This window comes from Kitasatospora sp. NPDC022785 (assembly GCF_055561295.1).
Genome location: NZ_JBVHHB010000001.1, coordinates 84,633 through 105,540 on the forward strand (window position 1 = coordinate 84,633; position 20,908 = coordinate 105,540).

The 20,908-nt window shown below is 72.9% G+C and carries 18 protein-coding genes; 8 read left to right on the forward strand and 10 right to left on the reverse strand.

Translation table 11 applies throughout. From position 1 onward, the window contains the following. Positions 1-83 precede the first annotated feature (83 nt). Positions 84-1,898 (forward strand): glycosyl hydrolase family 18 protein, encoded by a 1,815-nt coding sequence (locus ACZ3YO_RS00380; protein WP_465562906.1) that lies wholly within the window; start codon positions 84-86, stop codon positions 1,896-1,898. 125 nt (positions 1,899-2,023) lie between these two features. Here ACZ3YO_RS00380 and ACZ3YO_RS00385 read toward each other — a convergent pair whose 3' ends face one another. After that, positions 2,024-2,584, reverse strand: a complete 561-nt coding sequence (locus ACZ3YO_RS00385) for a MarR family winged helix-turn-helix transcriptional regulator (RefSeq protein WP_396319553.1) — start codon at positions 2,582-2,584, stop codon at positions 2,024-2,026. 168 nt (positions 2,585-2,752) lie between these two features. Here ACZ3YO_RS00385 and ACZ3YO_RS00390 point away from each other — a divergent pair, with 168 nt between their 5' ends. The 4 genes from ACZ3YO_RS00390 (at position 2,753) to ACZ3YO_RS00405 (ending at position 7,497) form a co-directional block, all read left to right on the forward strand. Next, positions 2,753-4,060: an MFS transporter gene (locus tag ACZ3YO_RS00390; RefSeq protein WP_465562909.1), complete on the forward strand. Its 1,308-nt coding sequence runs from the start codon at positions 2,753-2,755 to the stop codon at positions 4,058-4,060. A 150-nt stretch (positions 4,061-4,210) separates the two neighbouring features. Then, positions 4,211-5,830: a dolichyl-phosphate-mannose--protein mannosyltransferase gene (locus ACZ3YO_RS00395; protein ID WP_465562912.1), complete on the forward strand. Its 1,620-nt coding sequence runs from the start codon at positions 4,211-4,213 to the stop codon at positions 5,828-5,830. Between the two features lie 26 nt (positions 5,831-5,856). Then, positions 5,857-6,630, forward strand: a complete 774-nt coding sequence (locus ACZ3YO_RS00400) for an ABC transporter permease (RefSeq protein WP_465545926.1) — start codon at positions 5,857-5,859, stop codon at positions 6,628-6,630. Between the two features lie 279 nt (positions 6,631-6,909). Next, positions 6,910-7,497 carry a TMEM165/GDT1 family protein gene (locus ACZ3YO_RS00405; protein ID WP_465562915.1) on the forward strand — a complete coding sequence of 196 codons (588 nt, stop codon included), beginning with the start codon at positions 6,910-6,912 and terminating at the stop codon, positions 7,495-7,497. A 7-nt stretch (positions 7,498-7,504) separates the two neighbouring features. Here the strand turns inward: ACZ3YO_RS00405 and ACZ3YO_RS00410 are convergent, their stop codons facing one another. Then, a complete protein-coding gene (locus ACZ3YO_RS00410; protein ID WP_465562918.1) occupies positions 7,505-8,701 on the reverse strand; it encodes a peptidoglycan-binding domain-containing protein in 1,197 nt (398 codons plus the stop codon). Positions 8,702-9,119: 418 nt separating this feature from the next. On the opposite strand from ACZ3YO_RS00410, the gene ACZ3YO_RS00415 reads away from it, so the two are divergent. Further along, entirely contained in the window at positions 9,120-11,192 is a 2,073-nt protein-coding gene (locus tag ACZ3YO_RS00415; RefSeq protein ID WP_465562921.1) for an MFS transporter, read from the forward strand. Positions 11,193-11,199: 7 nt separating this feature from the next. Here the strand turns inward: ACZ3YO_RS00415 and ACZ3YO_RS00420 are convergent, their stop codons facing one another. Next, on the reverse strand, positions 11,200-11,676 hold the full coding sequence (locus tag ACZ3YO_RS00420) for a MarR family winged helix-turn-helix transcriptional regulator (protein WP_465562924.1): 477 nt from the start codon (positions 11,674-11,676) through the stop codon (positions 11,200-11,202). Between the two features lie 60 nt (positions 11,677-11,736). Between ACZ3YO_RS00420 and ACZ3YO_RS00425 the strand changes: the two genes are divergently transcribed. After that, on the forward strand, positions 11,737-12,147 hold the full coding sequence (locus ACZ3YO_RS00425; RefSeq protein WP_465562926.1) for a cupin domain-containing protein: 411 nt from the start codon (positions 11,737-11,739) through the stop codon (positions 12,145-12,147). 81 nt (positions 12,148-12,228) lie between these two features. On the opposite strand, the gene ACZ3YO_RS00430 is transcribed toward ACZ3YO_RS00425, so the two are convergent. Together ACZ3YO_RS00430 and ACZ3YO_RS00435 are read right to left on the reverse strand one after the other, a co-directional pair. Next, entirely contained in the window at positions 12,229-12,732 is a 504-nt protein-coding gene (locus ACZ3YO_RS00430; protein WP_465562929.1) for a hypothetical protein, read from the reverse strand. A 207-nt stretch (positions 12,733-12,939) separates the two neighbouring features. Beyond that, positions 12,940-13,881, reverse strand: a complete 942-nt coding sequence (locus ACZ3YO_RS00435; RefSeq protein WP_465562931.1) for a hypothetical protein — start codon at positions 13,879-13,881, stop codon at positions 12,940-12,942. A 478-nt stretch (positions 13,882-14,359) separates the two neighbouring features. Between ACZ3YO_RS00435 and ACZ3YO_RS00440 the strand changes: the two genes are divergently transcribed. Continuing rightward, positions 14,360-14,692: an antibiotic biosynthesis monooxygenase family protein gene (locus ACZ3YO_RS00440; RefSeq protein WP_396319543.1), complete on the forward strand. Its 333-nt coding sequence runs from the start codon at positions 14,360-14,362 to the stop codon at positions 14,690-14,692. Between the two features lie 1,107 nt (positions 14,693-15,799). Here ACZ3YO_RS00440 and ACZ3YO_RS00445 read toward each other — a convergent pair. The 5 genes from ACZ3YO_RS00445 to ACZ3YO_RS00465 all read right to left on the reverse strand — a co-directional run bounded on the left by ACZ3YO_RS00445 (position 15,800) and on the right by ACZ3YO_RS00465 (position 20,778). Next, positions 15,800-16,795 (reverse strand): RICIN domain-containing protein, encoded by a 996-nt coding sequence (locus tag ACZ3YO_RS00445; protein ID WP_465562934.1) that lies wholly within the window; start codon positions 16,793-16,795, stop codon positions 15,800-15,802. A gap of 95 nt (positions 16,796-16,890) precedes the next feature. Continuing rightward, positions 16,891-17,823 (reverse strand): ECF transporter S component, encoded by a 933-nt coding sequence (locus ACZ3YO_RS00450; RefSeq protein WP_465545425.1) that lies wholly within the window; start codon positions 17,821-17,823, stop codon positions 16,891-16,893. Further along, positions 17,820-19,523, reverse strand: a complete 1,704-nt coding sequence (locus ACZ3YO_RS00455; protein WP_465562936.1) for an ABC transporter ATP-binding protein — start codon at positions 19,521-19,523, stop codon at positions 17,820-17,822. The genes ACZ3YO_RS00450 and ACZ3YO_RS00455 overlap by 4 nt, the downstream gene beginning before the upstream one ends. Continuing rightward, positions 19,520-19,648, reverse strand: a complete 129-nt coding sequence (locus ACZ3YO_RS00460) for a hypothetical protein (RefSeq protein ID WP_465562937.1) — start codon at positions 19,646-19,648, stop codon at positions 19,520-19,522. The genes ACZ3YO_RS00455 and ACZ3YO_RS00460 overlap by 4 nt, the downstream gene beginning before the upstream one ends. Next, positions 19,645-20,778 (reverse strand): CbiQ family ECF transporter T component, encoded by a 1,134-nt coding sequence (locus ACZ3YO_RS00465; RefSeq protein WP_465562940.1) that lies wholly within the window; start codon positions 20,776-20,778, stop codon positions 19,645-19,647. The genes ACZ3YO_RS00460 and ACZ3YO_RS00465 overlap by 4 nt, the downstream gene beginning before the upstream one ends. Between the last annotated feature and the right edge of the window lie 130 nt (positions 20,779-20,908).

Genomic DNA, 20,908 nt, shown 5'->3' on the forward strand with positions numbered 1-20,908 from the left:
CTGTCATGCCCTGGTCGTGCGGCCCCACCCCGTACGGACCCGCCGGGGCGGCGGAATCCCCCACAACCAGGAGTCACGCACCCATGCTCCGTTCACGTATCGAAAGGGCCGGGACCCCGGCTCAGGAGGGCGGCCGCCGCCGGCGCCCGAAGAGCCTGGCCGCCATCGCGGCCGGCACGACCGCCTCCCTGCTGCTCGGCGCGGGCCTCGCCCTCTCCGGCGGCGCCTCGGCCAACGCGGCCGTCACCAACTCCACCGGCGCGCCGGCCACCAGCGGTGGCATCAAGGTCGCCTACTTCGACCAGTGGTCGGTCTACGCGAACGCGTACTACCCGAAGACGATCCAGGACACCGGCGTGGCCGGGAAGCTGGACTACCTGATCTACTCGTTCGCCAACATCCACCCGAGCGACCTCGGCTGTTTCGAGGCCACCAAGGCCGCCAGCCAGGACGACAACAACCCGAACGCCGGTGACGGTGCGGGCGACGCGTTCGCCGACTACCAGAAGAGCTACGGCCCGGACGTGGCGGTCGACGGTGTCGGCGACGCCTGGGGCCAGCCGATCGCGGGCAACTTCAACCAGCTGAAGAAGCTGAAGGCGAAGAACCCCAACCTCAAGATCCTGATCTCGCTGGGCGGTTGGACCTACTCCAAGTACTTCTCGGCGGCGGCCGCCACGGACGCCTCGCGCAAGCACCTGGTCTCGTCCTGCATCGACATGTTCATCAAGGGCAACCTCCCGGCGGACGCCGGCTACGGCGGCCCGGGCTCGGCGGCCGGCATCTTCGACGGCATCGACATCGACTGGGAGTACCCGGGCGGCGGCGGCCACACCGGCAACATCTCCAGCCCGAACGACAAGCAGAACTTCACTCTGCTGCTGAAGGAGCTGCGCGAGCAGCTCGACGCCCAGGGCAAGGCCGACGGCAGGACCTACGCCACCGCGGCGGCGGTCGGCGCCGGCCAGGACAAGATCCGGAACGTGGAGACCGACAAGATCGGCCAGTACCTCACGTTCCTGGACATCATGACCTACGACATGCACGGTGCCTGGGACGCCAAGGGCCCGACCAACCACCAGGCCCCGCTCTACTCCGGCCCGGACGACCCGATGACCCCGGCCACGCCGGGCCACGGCAAGTACTCGGTCGACGCCGCGATCAAGGCGTACACCGCCGGCGACACCGACTACGGCATCCCCGGCGGCTTCCCCGCCAAGAAGATCAACGTGGGGATCCCGTTCTACTACCGCGGCTGGACCGGCGTTCAGAACAACGGCAAGAACGGCCTCTTCCAGCCCGCGACCGGCCCGGCCGCCGGCGCGGCGATGTCCGGCAACGTGCCCGGCATCCAGATGTACAAGGAGCTCGCGGGCTTCGTCGACAACCCGGCCAAGACCTTCTGGGACGACACGGCGAAGACCACGTACTTCTATGACGGCACCACCTTCTGGACCGGTGAGGACGCCCGCTCGATCCAGGCCAAGGTCGACTACGCCCACTGCAACGGTCTCGGCGGTTCCTTCGCCTTCTCGCTGTACGACCTGGGCACCAGGACCGCGCTGTTCGACAAGATGGTCGAGGCCACCAACGGCTCCGCCGCCGGCTGCCCGGCCGCGCCGACGCCCACCCCGACCGCGACCCCGACGGTGACCCCCACGCCGACCCCCACCGCGACGGCCACCCCGACCGCCACCGCGACCCCGACGGCGACCGCCACCCCGACCACCCCGGCCGGCTGCTCCGGCGCCCCGGCCTGGGACCCGGCCGCCACCTACGCCACCCCGACCAAGGTCTCCTGGAAGGGCCACTACTACACCAGCAAGTGGTGGACCAAGGGCGAGGACCCCACCACCACCGGCCAGTGGGGCGTCTGGACCGACAACGGCCCCTGCTGAACCATCCGAACGCCCGAGCGCATGACGGTCTGACGGACCCGCGCACCAACCACCCGCAGCACAGACGGTCCGGCCCGCCGGGGGAGCTCCCCCGGCGGGCCGGACCGTCCGCGGTCTCCCGGCGCTCAGGCCAGGTCGTCGGTGCGCCCGAGGGCGTCGGGCTGGGTCTCCTCGATCCGCCGCAGCATCCGGGCCAGCATGCCGGAGAGCACGGTGCGCTCCTCGCCGACGAGGTCCTGGAGCAGCACCTCCTCGAAGACGGCGGCCATCCGCATCGACTCCAGCCACTTGTCGCGGCCGTTCTCGGTCAGCTCGATGATCACCCGGACCCGGTTGGCCTCGTCGCGCTCCCGGGTGACGAGGTCCTCGGCGACCATCCGGTCGATCCGGTGGGTCATCGCGGCCGGGGTGAGCCCGAGCCGCTTGGCCAGCTCGCCCGGGCCCAGCTGGTAGGGGCTCCCGGCGACCACCAGGGCCTTGAGCACCTCCCACTCGGCGGAGGTGATTCCGAGCACAGTCAGCTGCCGGTCGTAGGCGACGCTCATCCGCCGGGCGACCCGGGAGAGGGTCTGCACGATGGTCTCCACCTGGGGGTCCACATCGGGGAATTCCCGCTGGTAGACGGCCACCTGCTCGGCGATGCCCAGCTCTCGGGCGGTGGCCGGCGCGGGCTTCTCTGCAGTCATGCGGACCAGTGTCGCATGCGGGGTGCACCCCTTAAGCCTTTGACTCCTGACTCTTCCGGTGCTAAGACTTTATATCGTCAGACTTTAGCTCTTAAATCTTCCGGACTTAAGAGTATCCAGCGAAACTCGGCTCGGTGAGCCGGGAGCGACCTCGAAGGGGTGTGCACGGTGACCGGCACGGTGAAGCAGCAGAGGCAGCAGCGTCATGGGGCGGGCGGCCCGCTGCGCCGCGTCCAGATCGGCAACGCGCTCAGTGCGTTCGGCAGCGGGTTCACGATGCCGTACATGTTCGTGTACGTGGACCAGGTGCGGGGGCTGGGCTCGCTGGCCGCCGGGATGGTGTTCACCGTCTTCGCGCTGGCCGCGCTCGCCGTCCTCCCGTTCACCGGCCGCGGCATCGACAAGTACGGCCCGCGCCCGGTGCTGCTGGCCGGCGCCGCGCTCGCCGCCACCGGCGCGTTCGCGTTCGGCCACGCCACCGGGACCCCGGCCCTGCTGGTCTCCTCGTTCCTGTTCGGCGCGGGGGTCACCACCTGCCAGCCGGCGCTCGCCACGATGATCGTCCGCTGCTCGACCCCCGCGACCCGCTCGCACGCCTTCGCGCTGCAGTTCACCCTGATCAACCTGGGGATGGGCATCGGCGCGCTGGTCGGCGGCCAGATCGTGGACGTCGCCGACCCGGCCAGCCTGACCCGGCTGTTCACCATCGAGGCGGCGACCTTCCTGGGCCTGGCCCTCGTCACCGGCACAGCCCGCATCCCGCATGCGGCCCCCGTCCTCGTCCAGGACCAGAAGGGCGGCCCGCAGGGCCTGCGTGCACTGGTCGCCGACAAGGCGATGCTGCGGCTCTGCGTGCTCGCCGGGCTGATCTTCTTCACCTGCTACGGCCAGTTCGAGTCCGGCGTCGCGGCCTTCGCCACCGACACCGTCGGTACCGCGCCCTCCACCCTGGGCATCGCCATCGGCGCCAACGCGCTGACCATCGTGGTGCTGCAGATGTTCATGGTGCGGATCACCGCCCGCCGCCGGCGCACCACCGCGATGGCCGCGGCCGGCGTGGTCTGGCTGGGCGCCTGGGCGATGGCCCTGGTCGCCGGCCTGATCCGGACCGAGACCATGGCCGCCACGGTCGCGATCGTCTCGATCTACGCCCTCTTCGGGGTCGGCGAGTCGCTGCTCGCCCCCACCATGGGCCCGATCGTCGCCGATCTCGCCCCGGCCCGGCTGCTCGGCACCTACAACTCCGGGTACGCCCTGGTGAAGCAGGTCGCGATCGCGGTCGGCCCGGCCGTCGGCGTGCTGCTGGTCGGCTCCGGCACCTGGCCGTTCTACCTCGCGGCGATGGCCGGCTCGACCCTGCTGATCGTCGCCCTGGCACTGAAGCTGCGGCCGTACCTCACCGCCGCCCAGGACAACGCGGCCCCGGTCGTGGTCCGCACCGCCCTGCCCGTCCGGGAGCTGCAGACCGCGGCGTGACCTGCCCTGAGCAGCGTCGCGACTGGGCCGTCAGGGTCACCTGGACGGCGCCCGTCGTGCTTGGATTCGTGACCACCGGCACATAGTGTCAGTGGCTGTTGACCGCCCGGCCCCGGCCGGCACAGGCGAGACAGGCGAATCGGCGAGGCTATGACGCAAGCGGCGCTCACGCACCCACCCGCACCACCAGCCCCCGCAGCCCCCGCACCGGCGCCGCGGGGGCTGCTGCGCTGGGCGGCCGACCGGGCCGGCTGGCTCGGGCCGATCGGCGTGGCGCTCTTCGCCGGGATCCTCCGGTTCTGGAACCTCGGCTACCCCAACGCCTTCGTCTTCGACGAGACGTACTACCCCAAGGACGCCTGGTCGCTGCTCCACCAGGGCTACGAGGGGACGTGGCCGGACAGCGCCAACGCCGACATCCTGGCCGTCCCGCAGCACATCCCGCTCACCGCCGCCCCCGAGTTCATCGCCCACCCGCCGCTCGGCAAGTGGGTGATCTCGATCGGCGAGGCGGCCTTCGGGCTGCACCCCTTCGGCTGGCGGTTCATGACCGCGCTGCTCGGCACCGTCACCGTGCTGATGCTGGCCCGGATCGGCCGCCGGCTCTTCGGCTCCACCCTGATCGGCTGCACCGCCGCCCTCCTGATGTCCGTCGACGGCCTCCAGCTGGTGATGAGCCGGGTCGGCCTGCTCGACGGCGTCCAGATGTTCTTCGTCCTCGCCGCCTTCGGCAGCCTGCTGGTCGACCGCGACCGCACCCGCGCGCGGCTGGCCGCCGTCCGCGACGCCTACGGCGGCGACACCGTCCGGCTCGGCCGGCGCCCCTGGCGGATCGCCGCCGGGGTGTTCCTCGGCGCCGCCTGCGCGGTCAAGTGGAACGGTGCCCCGGTGCTCGCCGCCTTCGGCCTGCTCACCGTCCTCTGGGACCAGTCCGGCCGCCGCTGGGCCGGCGCCCGCCGCCCCTGGCGCTCGATGCTGCGCCGGGACGCGCTGCCCGCCCTGCTCGCCATGGTGGGCTCGGCCCTGGTGGTGTACGTCGGCGCCTGGGCCGGCTGGCTCGCCGCCGGCGGCAAGTCCGGCGGCGGGTACGACCGGCACTGGGCCGACAGCCGGGCCGGCCTCTCCCCGGACAGCGTCCTCGGCGTCCCGCTGCCGCAGGTCCCGATGAGCTGGGTGCCCGCACCGCTGCGCAGCCTCTGGCACTACCACTCGCAGATGTACGACTTCAACACCGGGCTGAGCACCCCGCACACCTACCAGTCCAACCCGTTCAGCTGGCTGGTCCAGGGCCGTCCGGTCTCCATGTACTGGGAGCAGGTGCCGAACGGACAGCACGGCTGCACCGCGTCCGGCGGCTGCGCCGCGCAGATCCTCGGCCTCGGCACCCCGCTGCTCTGGTGGACGGCCTGCTTCGCCCTGGTCTACCTGCTCTGGCGCTGGTTCTTCCGCCGGGACTGGCGCTCCGGTGCGGTGCTCTGCGGCGTCGCCGGGGTCTACCTGCCGTGGTTCCAGTACCAGGAGCGGACGGTCTTCTCGTTCTACATGGTCGTGCTGGTGCCGTTCCTCTGCCTGGCCGTCGCCCAGATGCTCGGCGCGGTGCTCGGGCCGCAGGGCTGCTCGCCCGAACGGCGGCGGATCGGCGCGGCCGGGGCCGGGCTGATCGTGCTGGCCATCGTCGGCTGCTTCGCCTTCTTCTACCCGCTCTACACGGCGGAGGTGATCCCGATGACGTCCTGGCAGGACCGGATGTGGTTCACCAGCTGGATCTGACCCCCGTGACCCCGGCGGAGGCGGTGCTGGCGGCGGGCAGCGGCCAGCTGCTGCCGGTCACCCCGGTGCTCGGGGTGGTCACCGCCGTCCTGCTGGCCGCCGCCGTGGCCGTGGCGGGGTGGGGCCTGCTCGGGCACGGGCACGCGGTGCTCCGGGCCGGCCTGCGCGCGGTGGTGCAGCTGGCCGCCGTCGCGCTGGTGATCACCTGGGTGGTCGGCTCGCTCTGGTGGTCGGCGCTGTTCGTGCTGCTGATGTTCGCGGTCGCGGTGCGGACGGCCGGCCGGCGGATGACCCCCGGGCCGGAGTGGAGGTGGGCGGCCGCGCCGATCGGCGCCGGGGTGCTCCCGGTGCTCGCGCTGCTGCTGGGCGTCGGACTGCTGCCGCCGAAGGGCCTCTCGGTCATCCCGGTCGCCGGCATCCTGATCGGCGGCGCGCTCACCGCCACCTCGCTGGCCGGCCGCCGCGCCCTGGACGAGCTGCGCCAGCGCCACGGTGAGGTGGAGGCGGCGCTCGCGCTGGGCTTCGAGGCGCGGGACGCGCGGCTGGAGATCTGCCGCACCGCCGCCGCCACCTCGCTCGTCCCGGCCCTCGACCAGACCCGGACGGTGGGCCTGGTCACACTGCCCGGCGCCTTCGTCGGCATGCTGCTCGGCGGTGCCACCCCGGCGCAGGCGGGTGCGGTGCAGCTGTTCGTGCTGGTCGCGCTGCTGGCGGTGGAGTCGGTCGCGATCGTGGTGGTGCTGGAGCTGGTCGCCCGCGCGCTGGTGGGGGCGGAGCCCGTGCACGGGGGCGTCCGGTAGGCTGGTGGGCGTTGAAGGGGAGTAGCCCTCCACCGGACCGTCGACATACTGGCCCCTCGCGGGCCCGGCGCCCGGGGCACGCGTCGTTCTCGGCGTGCCGGCGAGACCTTCGGCCGCAGTGCTGTGAATCTGTCCAGTGCTGTCGGGCCGAAGCGTCCCCCAGCGGAGCTGCCGAGGCCGGGCAGCCCGACCGAGGGAAACCGAACCCCCGATGAGCAAGCGAATCACCAGAAGGCGCGTACGGGCGCACGCCCCTGCCGGGCGAAGCGGGGCGGGCGCATGAGCCTGACCGTTCTCGCCATCACCTTCGGCATCGTCTTCCTGGCCGAGCTGCCGGACAAGACCGCCCTGGCCAGCCTGATGCTCGGCGCCAAGTACCGCGCGAGCCACGTCTTCGCCGGCATCGCCGCGGCCTTCGCCCTCCAGGTCGGCATCGCCCTGGTCGCCGGCCACCTGCTCTCGCTGCTGCCGCACCGCTGGGTGGAGGGGGTCACCGGCGTGCTGTTCCTGGCCGGGGCCGCCATGCTGCTCTTCCACGGCGGGGGCGACGACGAGGACGGCCACGCCGCCAAGGAGCCGTCCGCCAACAGCTTCTGGAAGGTCGCCGGGGCCAGCTTCGTGGTCGTCGCGATCGCCGAGTTCGGCGATCTCACCCAGATCATGACCGCCAACCTGGCCGCCAAGTACGCCGACCCGCTCGCCGTCGGCCTGGGTGCCTGGCTGGCGCTCTGCGCCGTCGCCGGGATCGCCATCGTGGGCGGGCAGAAGCTGCTGAAGCACGTGCCGATGAAGGTGATCATCCGGGTGGCGGCCGGCGTGATGGTCCTGATGGCCGGCGTCAGCATCTTCCAGGCGGTCACCGGCTGACACCCGGTCAGCAGCCCGGGTCGGCCTCCAGGGCGGCCCGGGTCTTGGGCCCGTAGACGTTGTTCTCGCCCTTGATCCGGTTGTAGTGCTGGTAGTCGCTCAGCACGGTCTGGGTCCAGTAGTCGAAGGTGCCGGTGATGATCGACTTGTCGACTATTCCGCATTCGGCGACCCACAGGCGCTGCTGCATGTCCTTGACGTCCGGGCCGGTCATGTTCAGCTGGAGCACCCGGACCGTCGGGGTCGGGGTGGGGGTCGGCGTCGTCGCCGTGGGGGTCGGCGTCGGGGTGGGGGTCGGGCTCGGCGCGGGCGGCGGGGTGGTCGGCGCCGGGGGAGCCGGCGCCGCCGGCGGCGTCGCGGCCGTGGCAGTCGGGGTTGCCGTCCTGGTCGGGCTCGGCTTGGCGGTCCTGGTCGCGGTCGGGCTCGGCGTGTCGCCGGCCGACGGCGGCGGCGCGCTCGGGCTCGGAACCGGCGGGGTGGTGGGGTCGACCGGCGCGGGCGCCAGGGTCGTCGAGGGCGCCGGCTGCGCCTGGTGGCCCGGCTCGGCGGAGGGCGTCACCGCGTACGCCAGGCCGACGGTGAGCGCCAGGAGTCCTGCGCCGGCCGCGATCAGCAGCGCCCTGCGCCGGGCTGTCGGGCTCCCCTCCGCCTGCTCCGCCGCGCGGCGGGCGGCCCGGCCGCCGGTGCTGCTCGCGGGTCCGGCGGGGGCGGAGTGCTCGAACGGGAAGAGGCCGATCTCGCCGCCGTCGGCAGGGGGCTGCCGGTACTCGTCCTGCTGGTACCCGTCCTGGTGGTACTCGTCCTGGTGGTACCCGTCCTGCCGGTAACCGCCCTGTCGGGGCGCCGGCATGACGGGGGGCAGCACGGTGGTCGCGTAGGCGTCGGCGTCCGGGCCGGCCGGCGGGACGGGTGGCAGTACGGTCGTCGGGGGTGCGGCGGGCGGGCCCGTCGGAGGCTGGACCGGCGGCAGCACGGTGGTGGCGAACGGGTCCGCCGAGACGCCGCCCGCCACGATGCCGCCCACCGGGAGGCCCCCCGACGGGGTGTCCGCGACCTGTCCGACGGCCTGCGGCACGTACGGCCGCACCAGCGGCGGGCCTTCGAGGTGCGGCAGGACGGCGGTCTCGGTCAGGCCCGGGTCCGGGAGGCACCCACACCCGGCGGATCGTGCGGTGCCGCACGTCGGGCAGCGCTGGTCCGGCATCGGCCGGTCCTCCTCGGTCTCGGATCAGTTCTCGTGTGCCCCCGACGCGTTCCCGGGCGGGTGCTCCCGGACGGCCGCTCGGACGTGCTCCCGGAGGCACGTGCCCGGACGTGTGCTCCCGGGGGCGAACGCGCCTGATTATGCAGGACGTCTCCGAGGGGGGACAGGGGCGTCCGGCCCGCTCTGGGGGTGTTGTGCCGGTTGGTGGTGGTTGGGAGTTGAAGAACGGTCGGCGAGCCCGGCCCGTCACCCGGATGGCCGCCGTTCTTACGTTCGGCTCAACTGGACGGCGCAAACCAGGGCGATTCTGACAGCATGGTGAACCGGGAGTGATCGTCCGCATGGACCCCGGCCGGCCGGGGCCCGCCACCCCGGGCCCGCGCCCCGCCCCGGGCCCGCGACCCCCTACGGAGACCCCATGACGGATCCGATCGCCGCGTCCGACCGGAGCCCGGCTAGCGAGCCGGGCCCGCCGGAGGTCACCGTCCCCAACCTCTGGGTCCCGATCGGCGCCCTGCTGCTGGCGATGCTGCTCGCCGCGCTGGACCAGACCATCGTCTCCACCGCACTGCCCACCATCGTCAGCGACCTCGGCGGCCTGGAGCACCTCTCCTGGGTGGTCACCGCGTACATGCTCGCCTCCACCGCGGCCACCCCGCTCTGGGGCAAGCTCGGCGACATGTACGGCCGGAAGCGGTTCTTCCAGGCCTCGATCGTGATCTTCCTCTTGGGTTCGGTGCTCTGCGGCATCTCCCAGAACATGGGCGGGCTGATCGCCTTCCGCGCCCTCCAGGGCCTCGGCGGCGGCGGGCTGATGGTGCTTTCGCAGGCCATCGTCGGCGACCTCGTCTCCCCCCGGGACCGCGGCAAGTACCAGGGCCTCTTCGGCGCCGTCTTCGGCGTCACCAGCGTGCTGGGCCCGCTGCTCGGCGGGCTCTTCGTGGACAACCTCAGCTGGCGCTGGGTCTTCTACATCAACCTGCCGATCGGCGTGGTCGCCCTGGTGGTGATCGCCGCCGTGCTGCACGGGGTGGAGGTCAAGCGGCGGCACCGGATCGACTACCTGGGCACCGTGCTGATCGCCTCGGTGGCCACCTGCCTGGTGCTGATGACCTCCCTCGGCGGCACGACGTGGGCGTGGAACTCCTGGCAGATCGTCGGCCTCGGCGTGTTGGGCCTCGTCCTGCTGGTCGCCTTCGTCGCGGCCGAACGGGCCGCCGACGAACCGGTGCTGCCGCTGCGGCTGTTCCGTTCGCAGACGTTCAGCCTGGTCGCCGTCATCTCCTTCGTGGTCGGCTTCGCCATGTTCGGCGCGCTCACCTACCTGCCGACCTTCCTCCAGGTGGTCATGCAGGTGTCGCCGACCATGTCCGGCATCCACATGCTGCCGATGGTGCTCGGCATGCTGCTCACCTCGATCGGCTCCGGCCAGATCGTCGCCCGCACCGGCCGCTACCGGATCTTCCCGATCGCCGGAACGGCCGTCACCACCGTGGGCCTGCTGCTGCTCTCCCGGCTGGACGAGAACACCAGCACCTTCGAGATGAGCTGCTACTTCCTCGTCTTCGGCCTGGGTCTGGGCCTGGTGATGCAGGTGCTGGTGCTGATCGTGCAGAACTCCGTCGGCTACCAGGACCTCGGCGTCGCCACCGCCGGAGCCACGTTCTTCCGCTCCATCGGCGCGTCCTTCGGCGTCTCCATCTTCGGCGCGCTCTTCGCGTCCGGGCTGAACGACCGGCTGCGGGACGCCCTCGCCGGAGTGCCGCTGCCGCCCGGCTTCAACCCCGGGGCGGTCAGTTCCGACCCTCGCGTCATCACCGTGCTCCCCGCCGACGTGCAGGCCGGGATCCACCACGCGTACGCCGAGTCGATCACCCGGGTCTTCCTGTACGCGGTGCCGGTCGCCCTGGTCGCCTTCGTGCTCTCGCTCTTCCTGCGCGAGCAGAAGCTCCGCGCGACGGTGACCACGCCCGACCTCGGCGAGTCGATCGGCCTCAACCCGGTCGAGCGCTCCTCGCTGGACGAGATCGCCCGCGCCCTCTCGGTACTGAGCAGCAGGGAGGCCCGGCACGACCTGTTCCGGAGGATCACGGAGTCGGCCGGACTCGACCTCAAGCCGGCCTCCAGCTGGCTGCTGTTGCAGATGTACCACCACGGCTCGGTCGAGCCCGCCGGGCTGGCCGAGCGCCGGACCATCCCGACCGCGGTGGTCGAGCAGGCCGTTGGCGAGGTCGAGGGCCGGGGGCTCGCCTCGCGCACCGCCGGCCTCCCGCTGCGGCTCACCGAACCGGGCGAGGCGGTGGCGCTGCGGCTGGTGGCCGCGCGGCGGGAGCAGCTCGCCGAGCTCCTCGGCGACTGGGACGAGAAGCAGTACACGGACCTCGCCGACCTGCTGACCCGGCTGTCGTCCGGACTCTGCGCCGACCTGCGCGACCGGCCGGACCGGGTCGGCCCGGAGCGCCCGTACCCGGGGGAGGGGCGTTCGTCCTGAAGGCCCCTCAGGGGGAGCCGAACCAGCGCGGGGTGTCGAGACGGAACGGGTCGCCGGGGGCGAGCGCGCGCAGGTCCGTCTCCAGGGCGCGCAGCCGCTCCTCGCCGAGCGTGGCGGACCACTGCGCGCGCAGTTCGTCGAAGATCCGGGCGGAGCGGACGAGGCAGTCGACGCCGCGCACGGTGAGCCGGACCACCTTGCGGCGGGCGTCGGCCGGGTCGCTGCCGCGCTCGACGTAGCCGAGCTGTTCGAGCTGCTCGACGGTCTTGCCGGCGGCCTGCTTGGAAACGCCGAGCCGGCGGCCGAGCTCGACGGCGGTGGTGCCGTGCGGGCCGATCGCCTGGAAGACGAAGCCGTGCATCGGGCGCAGGTCGGGGTGGCCCTCGTGGGCGATGCGCTCGTGCAGCTCGTCGATGATCACGCGGAAGGCGAGCAGGAGGCGCAGCGGCAGTTCGTAGCCGGGGGGCGGGGGTTCGCTTGACATGATGGACAACCTCATTGACTATATAGACAACGACATTGTCCATCTTAGGGGGCCCTACCGATGTCAGTCATCCGCAGCACCGAAGCCCGCCGCACCGAGACGCCCAACGCCGTCATGACCACCTACGCCTCGCCCACCCAGGGCGGCGCCGCACTGGCCGTGTGGCACGTCGACATGAAGCCCGGCCGGCAGGGACCGCTGCACGCCATGGACACCGAGCAGGTCTGGACGTTCCTGACCGGGGACGTCGTGATCGACCTCGCCGGGGAGGAGGTCGCGGTCGCGGCGGGTGACACCGTCGTCCTGCCGGCGGACGTCGCCCGTCAGCTGCGGACCTCGTCCGGGTTCACCGCCGTGGTGGCCTCGCCCACGCCGTCCGTCGCCTACAACCCGGACGCCGTCACCCCGGAGGGCGCCTGCGGGCTGGCCCCGCGGGGCGACCAGCGGGTCGTCCCGCCGTGGATCGCCTGATGCAGCAGGACACTCCCGCACCGCGGTGAGCGCGGTACGGGAGTGTCGGGTGCTGGTGCCGGGTGTCAGCACCAGGGGGTGTCAGTCGAGGCGGAGGTGGCCGCCGCGGTCCAGCTGGTCCACCATGCCCCAGGAGGCCTCGTTGTTGCGCAGGTTCGAGGTCAGGCTGCCCCCGCGGCCAGCGGGGACGTAGTTCGCGTCACCGTAGAACCACGGGTACACCCAGACGCCGATGGTCGAGTTACTGGCGTTCTCGACGGAGGCGGCGTTGTTGCGCACCTTCTGGCCGTAGCCGGCCGAGCCGTACTGGTCCTGCTTCCAGAAGGTCCCGTCGATCTCGCCGTCCTGGACGGTGTACTCCATCGTCATCGCGCCCTCGGCGCCCGGCGAGTAGTAGATGCACAGGGTGACGTAGGCGCCGTTGCTGTCCTTGCAGCGCACCGGGTTGCTCCAGGTGCTCCAGCCGTTGATCGTGGTGACGCTGTCGGCGTTGGCCGGGCCCGCGCCGGTGAGCATGGTGGTACCGGCGATGGCGAGCGCCGCCGCGCCGGTGGCCAGACGGCGGCCGGTCGACTTCAGCTTCATGGGTGTTGGTGCTCCTTCACTCGGTGGAGGGTTGCCGGGTCGGCGGAACCGGTCCGCGGTCCGGCTGCCGGACCGCCTGCTGCGGCGGTCACGGCACGGCCCCGTCCGCCCGCCCCGCGGTCCGCGCCCGACGTGAGGGCGGGGAGCGGGTCGGATCGGCCAGGGATGGTTCGGGGTGGTTCGGGGTGGTCCCAGGGGCGGGGGAGGTCAGAGGGCGGCGGGCGTGGGGGACGACCAGTCGTGGTCCAGCAGCCGCCCCAGCGCTCCCACCTCGGAGTCGAGGCTCGCCTTGACGCCGGCCAAGTCCTTCGCATGCTTGGCGATCGCCGCGTTCTGCAGGGTGGACTCGGAGGCGAACCAGATCCCGGTCACGTTGGTCCGGCCCTTGCAGTCGACGTCGGCCACGGCCTGGGCGATCTCCGCGTTGCCCGGTGCCGGGTCCTTCATCGTCGTGACGGTCGCCGGCGCCTTCAGCGGATCCGCGATGTCGAAGCCGCGGCCCTTCATGCAGTCCGCCCAGGCGGTGATGGCCGCGACGACCTCCGGCACGGACCTCGACTCGGTGAAACTCGCCGACTTGATGTCGGTCACCACGCCCTGCGGCCCGTTGCCGGGCCCCTGCGGGCCGCCGACGGCACCCGGCAGAACACGGTCGAGCTCCGCGAAGCAGCCGCCCTCGGGCAGGGCCTTGCCCTGGTACGAGGTCACCCGGGAGCCGCGGGCCGGGTCGACGCCGAGCAGGACGGTCTGGGCGGCTGCGGGCATCGCGGCCAGCGCGACCGGCTGTTCGGGGGCGGCCGGAGCGGACGCGGCCTGCGGCAGGTGATAGCCCCACCGGGCCGCGCTGTCAGCATCGGTGATGCCGTAACGGCGGTTCATCAGCGTGAAGGCGTGCACACCCGGGCCGTCCGGCCCTGGCTTCGCCGGCACCGGGTAGTCCAGCCCGTACCGCTTCATGCAGGAGCCGGTGGCGGCCTTGCGCACCCAGTCGAACTGCACCGACTGGACCGCCGTCAGCATGTACTGCTCGATGGGCAGGTGGAGTCCGGCGATGCCCGCGCCCGCCGTGGGCGGCGCCACCGGAGTGGTGGGCGGTGCGGCGATCGGTGGCACCGCGGACGTGGCCGTTGCCGTGGCGCAGCCGCTCACCAGTGCGAGTAGGGCCAGCAGCCCCGCCCCGAGGCCGGCGGGGTGCGCTTCGCGGGGAGTACGGCTGCAGCCTGTCCTCTCACTCCGGCGCAACGGCATGGCGGATCGCTCCTCGGGTCCGGTCTGGGTCTGTCGGCCCGGGCGCGGTCCTGGGAGGCGGGCGGTCGCGGCGCACCTCACGGGAGGCGGCGACCCGGCCCGGCGCCGGGCGTTTGCCCAGCGTAGGGGAGCCGCCGGACGGTGATCGCGCCCCGGACTCCGGTGGGACGCACCGCATTTCGTCTCACCGCCGGGACCTGCGGTTTGGGACGGCCGACAGCGTCCGAATGGAGACGTCCCACGGTGTTCCGGGGGCGCGGCTCGCCCGCGGAGGCCGCGCGGCCCCGCACCCGGCCGAGGCGTCAGGTGTAGGAGACTGCAGCTGACACAGACGAGGGCCGGAGCCCGACACGGGCCCCGGTGGACGAGGAGGTGCGGCATGTCCGTGGTGAAGATCAACGTGCTGACTGTTCCGGTCGAGCAGCGCGAGGTGCTGGAGAAGCGGTTCGCCTCGCGGGCCGGGACGGTCGAGAACTCGGACGGCTTCGAGTGGTTCGAGCTGCTCCGCCCGGTCGAGGGGACCGATCAGTACCTCGTCTACACCCGCTGGCGCAGCGAGGACGACTTCAAGGCCTGGATGGAGGGCCCCATGCAGGCCGCCCACCGCCAGGGCCCGCCCGCCGCGGAGGGCGAGGCCCCGAAGAGGCCGGCTGCTTCGGGCTCCACGCTGTGGTCCTTCGAGGTCGTCCAGTCGACCGGGCCGAAGGCCTGAGGTTGTCATGGTGAGCGGCGCGCCCGGATCAGTCCGGGCGCGCTGCTTTGCGATGGCGCCCCCTGTTCGGCAGTTGATCGATGGCTCGCCGTCGGTTCAGCCCGCAGGCAGGCGCCTCGCCGAGTCCATCGGCATGGCGGCGTAGGAGCAAACAGAACAAGGGGCAGAGACCCTGCCCCGCCGCTCCGTGATCGGCCCGTAGCGTCGTGTGACGTCACGGGCTCTTCGCTGTGAGGGAGCGGCTATGGCAAGGCGGGCGACCGGCGACGACGTGCAGCCGGTTCCGAAGCGCGGGGGATCCCAGGAGCAGTCTCGGGGCTGGAGCCCCTTGGACGACTGTCGGGCCGCCAGGCGCAATGCGGGACACGCGGCCGCCGCCGAGGCCCTGAGCCGGGACGCCGTCCTCGCGCACTGCGAGTGCGTTAACTGCGTCTCTGTGGAGGCGTCGTGAGTGCCGGCGAGCTGGAGCCGGTGGACCCGTGGCTGTCCGTGCTCGGTGCCCCGCAGCGGCACCGAGCACGAATTCTGCGTCAGGCGATCACCGCAGGCGAACCTGCCATGGTCGAAGGGTGCCTGAAGTGTGCGGAGTTGGACGCGCGAGAGGCCTCCGCTCGGGCTGCCTTCGACCACTCCGGGACCGTGGACGCACGTGTGCTGATGCGCCGCCACCACGAGAGTGCGCACCAGTGACGGACGACGGGCTGGACGGCGGAGGCACGCTCGACACCCGTCGGCTTACCGCTGCGTTTGCCGTCTCCGTGGCAGGCGTCGTGGTGGTCGCCGCGATGCTGCTGACGTTCTGCTGTGCGGGTGGCGCGTAGGCGCTACTCCAACTCCCGCCCTGGCCGCCGGATCCTGGCGGCGAACAGGCGGTCGGAGCGGGTCCACATCACTGAACGTCCCCACCGCAAACGAGCGTTGGGGAGAACCTCGGCGTGAGGAGACACAAGTATGACGACTCCGGCGCCGCCGCAGCAGCAGCCCGAGCCACACCCCACCCCGAGGACAAGCCGGACCAACTGATCGGCTGACCAGTGGGTTGGTCGTGTTCCGCCCGCCCTTGTCGCGCTACGGCGAAAGGGCGGGCGGGCCCCGCGTCGGATCACCTCACAGGGTGTCCTTCACCTTGATGTAGCCCTCCTCTACGACGAACTGCTGGTTGGGGTTGCCGGCCCCGCACTGGTAGATGAAGGCGTTGTCGTTGTTGTTGCGCGTACCGCCGACGTCCAGGCACATCTCCTGGGCGGTGCCGAGGGTCGACTCCAGGACGAACGAGCCCCGGCGCAGCAGCCAGGACTGGTTGGCGGTGGCCGCGTCGGAGTACTCGCAGGCCCAGATGCGGACGTTGTCTCCGTTGAAGCCGGTGTTGTCGGCGTCGAGGCACATCTCCGGGTTGGTGCCGACGGTGTCGGCGACCTTGACCCGGCCTTCGTCGAGGACGAACCGCTGGTTGGTGTGGTCGAGGCACTGCCAGATCCGGGCGTTGTCGGCGTTGAACCGGGTGTTGCCGATGTCCAGGCACATGCCCTTCGGCACGCGCGGCGGGGTGGCGACGTTCAGGGTGCCGTCGGTGATCGTGTAGTCGGTGCCGTTGTTCGGGTCCCGGTAGCGGAAGCTGCCGTTGCCGCGCGGGAGTGTGGTGTTGGCCGGTGCCGAGGCGTCCACGGTGACCTGCGGGGAGAAGCGGAAGTACCCGTTGGACGGCCAGCCGCTGCGGCCGCCGTTGAGTCCGTAACCCTCGCAGGCGAGCGTTCGGCCGGCGTTGCTGAGCGTGCAGTTTCGCAGGCCCACATTGTTGCCGGTCCAGGACGAGCCGTCGCCGCTGTACTGGGTGGGGACGGTGGACTGCGGGGCGAAGGTGGTGTTGCCCGGCGCGGTGAACACGGCCGACATGCCGGAGGGGGGAAGGAGGCCGGGCCCGCCGTTGTTCTGGTACGTCCACGGCACCGCGGCGGTCTGGCCCGGGGCGATCGTCACGGTGGTCGGGGCGTCCCGGCCGATGAAGGTCACGGCGGCGGCGGGTGACGCGAAGGCGCCGGCGAGCGCCAGGGACGTCAGGGCCACGGTCGCCGCACGGGCGACGCCCCGGTTGAGGGAACTCACGAACTCGACTCCATTTCCTGGACGGCAGGTGCGGTCGAGATATTCGTGGACGAACCGGCCCTTCGGGGCTGTGGGTCACGCCCGCGTCGCGGGATTCACCTGGAAGAGGTGTGTTCCCGCTCGGGGACGCCGCCACCTGGCGGCGGGCGGAACTCCACGGGTGCGGCAAAGGCGGCTCGGCGGGTCGCCCGGCGCAGGGCGCGCAGGACGGGGGTGCCGAGGGTGAGGCAGAGGACGACGGTGAGGGTGGCGCGGGGGAGGTCCCAGCCGAGGGAGGTGGTGAGGCAGTAGGCGGCGAAACGCACCAGGTTGGCGCCGACCGGGTCACCGGGGACGAAGGAGATCGAACTCGCCAGACCGGCGATGTAGGGCCAGCCCTGGAGGTTCATGATCGTGCCGTAGAGCACGGAGGACAGCGCCCCGTAACCGGCCAGCAGGGCGAGTTCGCGGCGGCCGCGGAGGGTGGCGGCGCCGGGCAGCAGGCCGGCGCCGAGGCAGACCCAGCCCATGGAGAGCATCTGGAACGGCAGCCAGGGTCCGACCCCGCCGGTCAGCAGAGCAGACGCGAACATCGAGAGCGAGCCGAGCACGAAGCCGAAGCCCGGGCCGAGCACCCGTCCGGCCAGCACCATCAGGAAGAACATCGGCTCCAGCCCGGCCGTCCCTGCGCCGAGCGGGCGCAGGGCCGCGCCCGCGGCAGCCAGCACGCCGAGCAGGGCGACCGACTTGGCGTCCAGGCCGGGCGCGCCGCCGCCGGCCGTGCGGCCCTCGGAGATCTGGGCGATCACGACGGCGAGCAGCAGCGGCAGGAGCAGGGCGAACAGCCAGGGGGCGTCGGTGGAGTGGCCGACCAGCGCGGAGTCGGTGGCGGCGAGCAACGGCCAGCCGAAGGCGGCCACGCCGACCAGGGAGGTGAGGAGCAGGGTCGCGATCGAGCGGCGGCCGAGGGGGACGGGGCGGGTGAGGACGGCAGAGCGGGTGAGGGGGCGAGGGGCGGCGGCGGGGCGAGGGGCGGCGGGGCGGTTCATCCGGCGCTCCCGTCGGGGCCGGTGCCGGCGTCGGGTTCGGCGCTGTCGTCGGGTCCGCTGTCGGCGTGGAGGGCCCGCTCGACCTGGTGGACGGTGATCCAGGGGGAGGGGGCGAGGATCTTGGCGACCTGCGGGGCGAACGCGGGCGAGGAGACCACCACTTCGGCCGTCGGACCGTCCGCGACGATCTCGCCCTCGGCCAGGATCACCGTGCGGTGGGCGAGCTCGGCGGCCAGCTCCACGTCGTGGGTGGCGAGCAGGACGGCGTGGCCCTCGGCGGCGAGCGTGCGCAGGATCTCGACCAGACGGGCCTTGGCGGCGTAGTCGAGGCCACGGGTCGGTTCGTCCAGCAGCAGGAGCGGGGGCCGGGCGGTGAGGACGACGGCCAGGGCCAGGGAGAGTCGTTGGCCTTCGGAGAGGTCGCGCGGGTGGGCGGCGTCGGCGATGCCGGGCAGCAGCCGCTCCACCAGGGCGCGGCAGGTGCCGGGGGCGGCGCCCGCGTCGCTGTCGGCGGCGGCGCACTCGGCGGTGACGCTCTCCCCGTAGAGCAGGTCGCGCGGGTCCTGCGGGACGAGGCCGACCTGGCGGATCAGGTCGGCGGGCCGTGTGCGGTGCGGGGTGAGCCCGCCGACCCGGGCGCTGCCGGAGGCGGGCGCGTGCAGGCCGACCAGGGTGCCGAGCAGGGTGGACTTGCCGGCGCCGTTGCGGCCCATGAGCGCCGTGATCTCGCCGGGGCGGAGGGTGAGGTCCACTCCGCGCAGGGCGGGGACGGGGCCGCGCTTGACGGCGAGGCGGTCGGTGACGGCGACGGCGGCGGGTGTGGTGGTGGGTGTGGCGGGGGGCTCCGAGGGGGCGGCTGTCGGGGAGGGGGCGGCCGTCGGGTGCAGGCCGTCGAGCCGGGTGCGCAGGGCGGCGGCCCTGCGGCGGGCGTCGCGGACGGAGAGCGGCAGCGGGTCCCATCCGGCGAGCCGGCCGAGGCCGACCACGGGCGGGTGGACGGGCGAGTGCGCCATCACCTCGGCCGGCTCGCCGAGGACGGGCGGCGCGCCGGGGTTGAGCAGCAGGACCTGGTCGGCGTACTGGACGACCCGCTCCAGCCGGTGCTCGGCCATCAGCACGGTGGTGCCGAGGTCGTGGACCAGTCGCTGCAGCACGGCCAGCACCTCCTCGGCGGCGCCCGGGTCGAGCGCGGAGGTGGGCTCGTCGAGGATCAGCACGCGGGGATGGACGGTGAGCACCGAACCGATCGCGACGCGCTGCTGCTGGCCGCCGGAGAGGGAGCCCAGGGCGCGGTCGCGGAGGTCGGCGAGGCCGAGCAGGTCGAGTGTCTCCTCGACCCGGCGCCGCATCACGTCCGGAGCCAGGCCCAACGACTCCATGCCGTAGGCGAGTTCGTCCTCGACCGTGTCGGTGACGAAGTGCGCCAGCGGGTCCTGGCCCACCGTGCCGACCAGGTCGGCGAGTTCGCGCGGCCGGTGCTCGCGGGTGTCGCGCCCGCCGACGGTGACCCGGCCGTGCAGCACACCGCCGGTGAAGTGCGGGACGAGGCCGCTGACGGTGCCCAGCAGGGTGGACTTGCCGGAGCCCGAGGGGCCGACCAGCAGGCAGAGTTCGCCCTCGGGGATCGTCAGGTCGACGCCGCTCAGGGCCGGGGCCCCGGCGTCGGCGTACTGGACGGAGACCTGCTCGAAGGTGATCACGAGGCCCTCCGGGGCGGGTGCGGTGCGGCGGGTGCGGCGGGTGCGGCGGGTGGCGGTGCGGCGGCCTCGGCCAGGGTGCGGGCCGGGGTGCGGGCCCGGGCGGGGGCCTGGGGCGAGGCGGTCACGAGGCCCTCCGGGGTGGCTGCGGGGCGGCGAACGCCGGGACCAGGCCGACGAGGACGGCGACGACGGCGGCCAGCGGCAGGGTGGGGGCGGTCGGCGGGACGACGGTGGGGGCGAAGGCGGCCGGGTCCCGGGCGGAGAGCCAGATCGTCAACCCGGCCCCGGCGGCGCCCGATCCGGCGGTCAGCCACTCGGGCAGCGCCCACGGATCCGGCCGGTAGCGACTCCTGGTGGAACGCCGGCCGCCGAGCAGCAGCCCGGCGAACGCGGCGGCCAGACCGAGCAGCAGCACGGGCAGGGCCCAGCCGGCGCCCCCGGCGGTCAGCAGTCCGTACGCGGCGAGGCAGACGCCGAGCAGGCCGGCCAGAGTGAGCACGGCGGTGGTCCGGGCGAGACGCGGCGGGACGTCGGCGGTACGGCCGAAGCCGCGGGTGTCCATGGCGGCGGCGAGTGCCACCGAACGCTCCAACGCGCCCTCCAGAACGGGAATCCCGACGCTCAGCACGGCGGCGATGCCCCGGTCGGTACGCCCACGCAACCGGCGCGCGGCGCGCAGCCGCTGGACGTCGGCGACCAGGTTCGGCGCGAAGGTCATCGCCACCACGACGGCCACGCCCGCCTCGTAGAGCGCACCCGGTAGCGCACGCAGCAGACGGGCCGGGCTGGCGAGGGCGTTCGCGGCGCCGACGCAGACCAGCAGGGTGGCCAGCCGGAGTCCGTCGTAGAACGCGGCGAGCAGGCCCTCGACGGTGACCCGGCCGCCGATCCGCACACCCTGCGCCCAGGCGGGCAGCGGCACTTCGGGGAGGGTGAAGAGCACATGCGTGCCGGGGACCGGCGAACCGAGCAGCACGGCGAACACCAGGCGGATGCCCAGCACCAGCAGCCCCAGCCGAAGGAACGCGCCGTAGGAACGCGACCACGGCGCATCGCCGCGCCGCGCGGCCACCACGTAACCGGCCACGGCGACGAGGAGCAGCAGGAGGATCGGGTTGGTGGTCCGAGTGGCCGCCGCGCCCAGACCGAGCGCCCACAGCCACCAGGCCCCGGGGTGCAGCTGGCGGGGGCCGATGGGCGGGCGGCGAGCGGCGCGGGGGGCGCGGGGCGGGCCGGCGGCGCGGGGTGTGGTCACGGGGGAGGGGGTCCAGGTCGGGGGTGGGCGGGTTGGGGCGGCATGGTGCCGGGGCGGACAGCGGGCGTTGGGCGGCGCCCGGAGTAGGAAGTCGGACGGGCCGGCTTCCTACTCCGCCTTGGTCGTACGG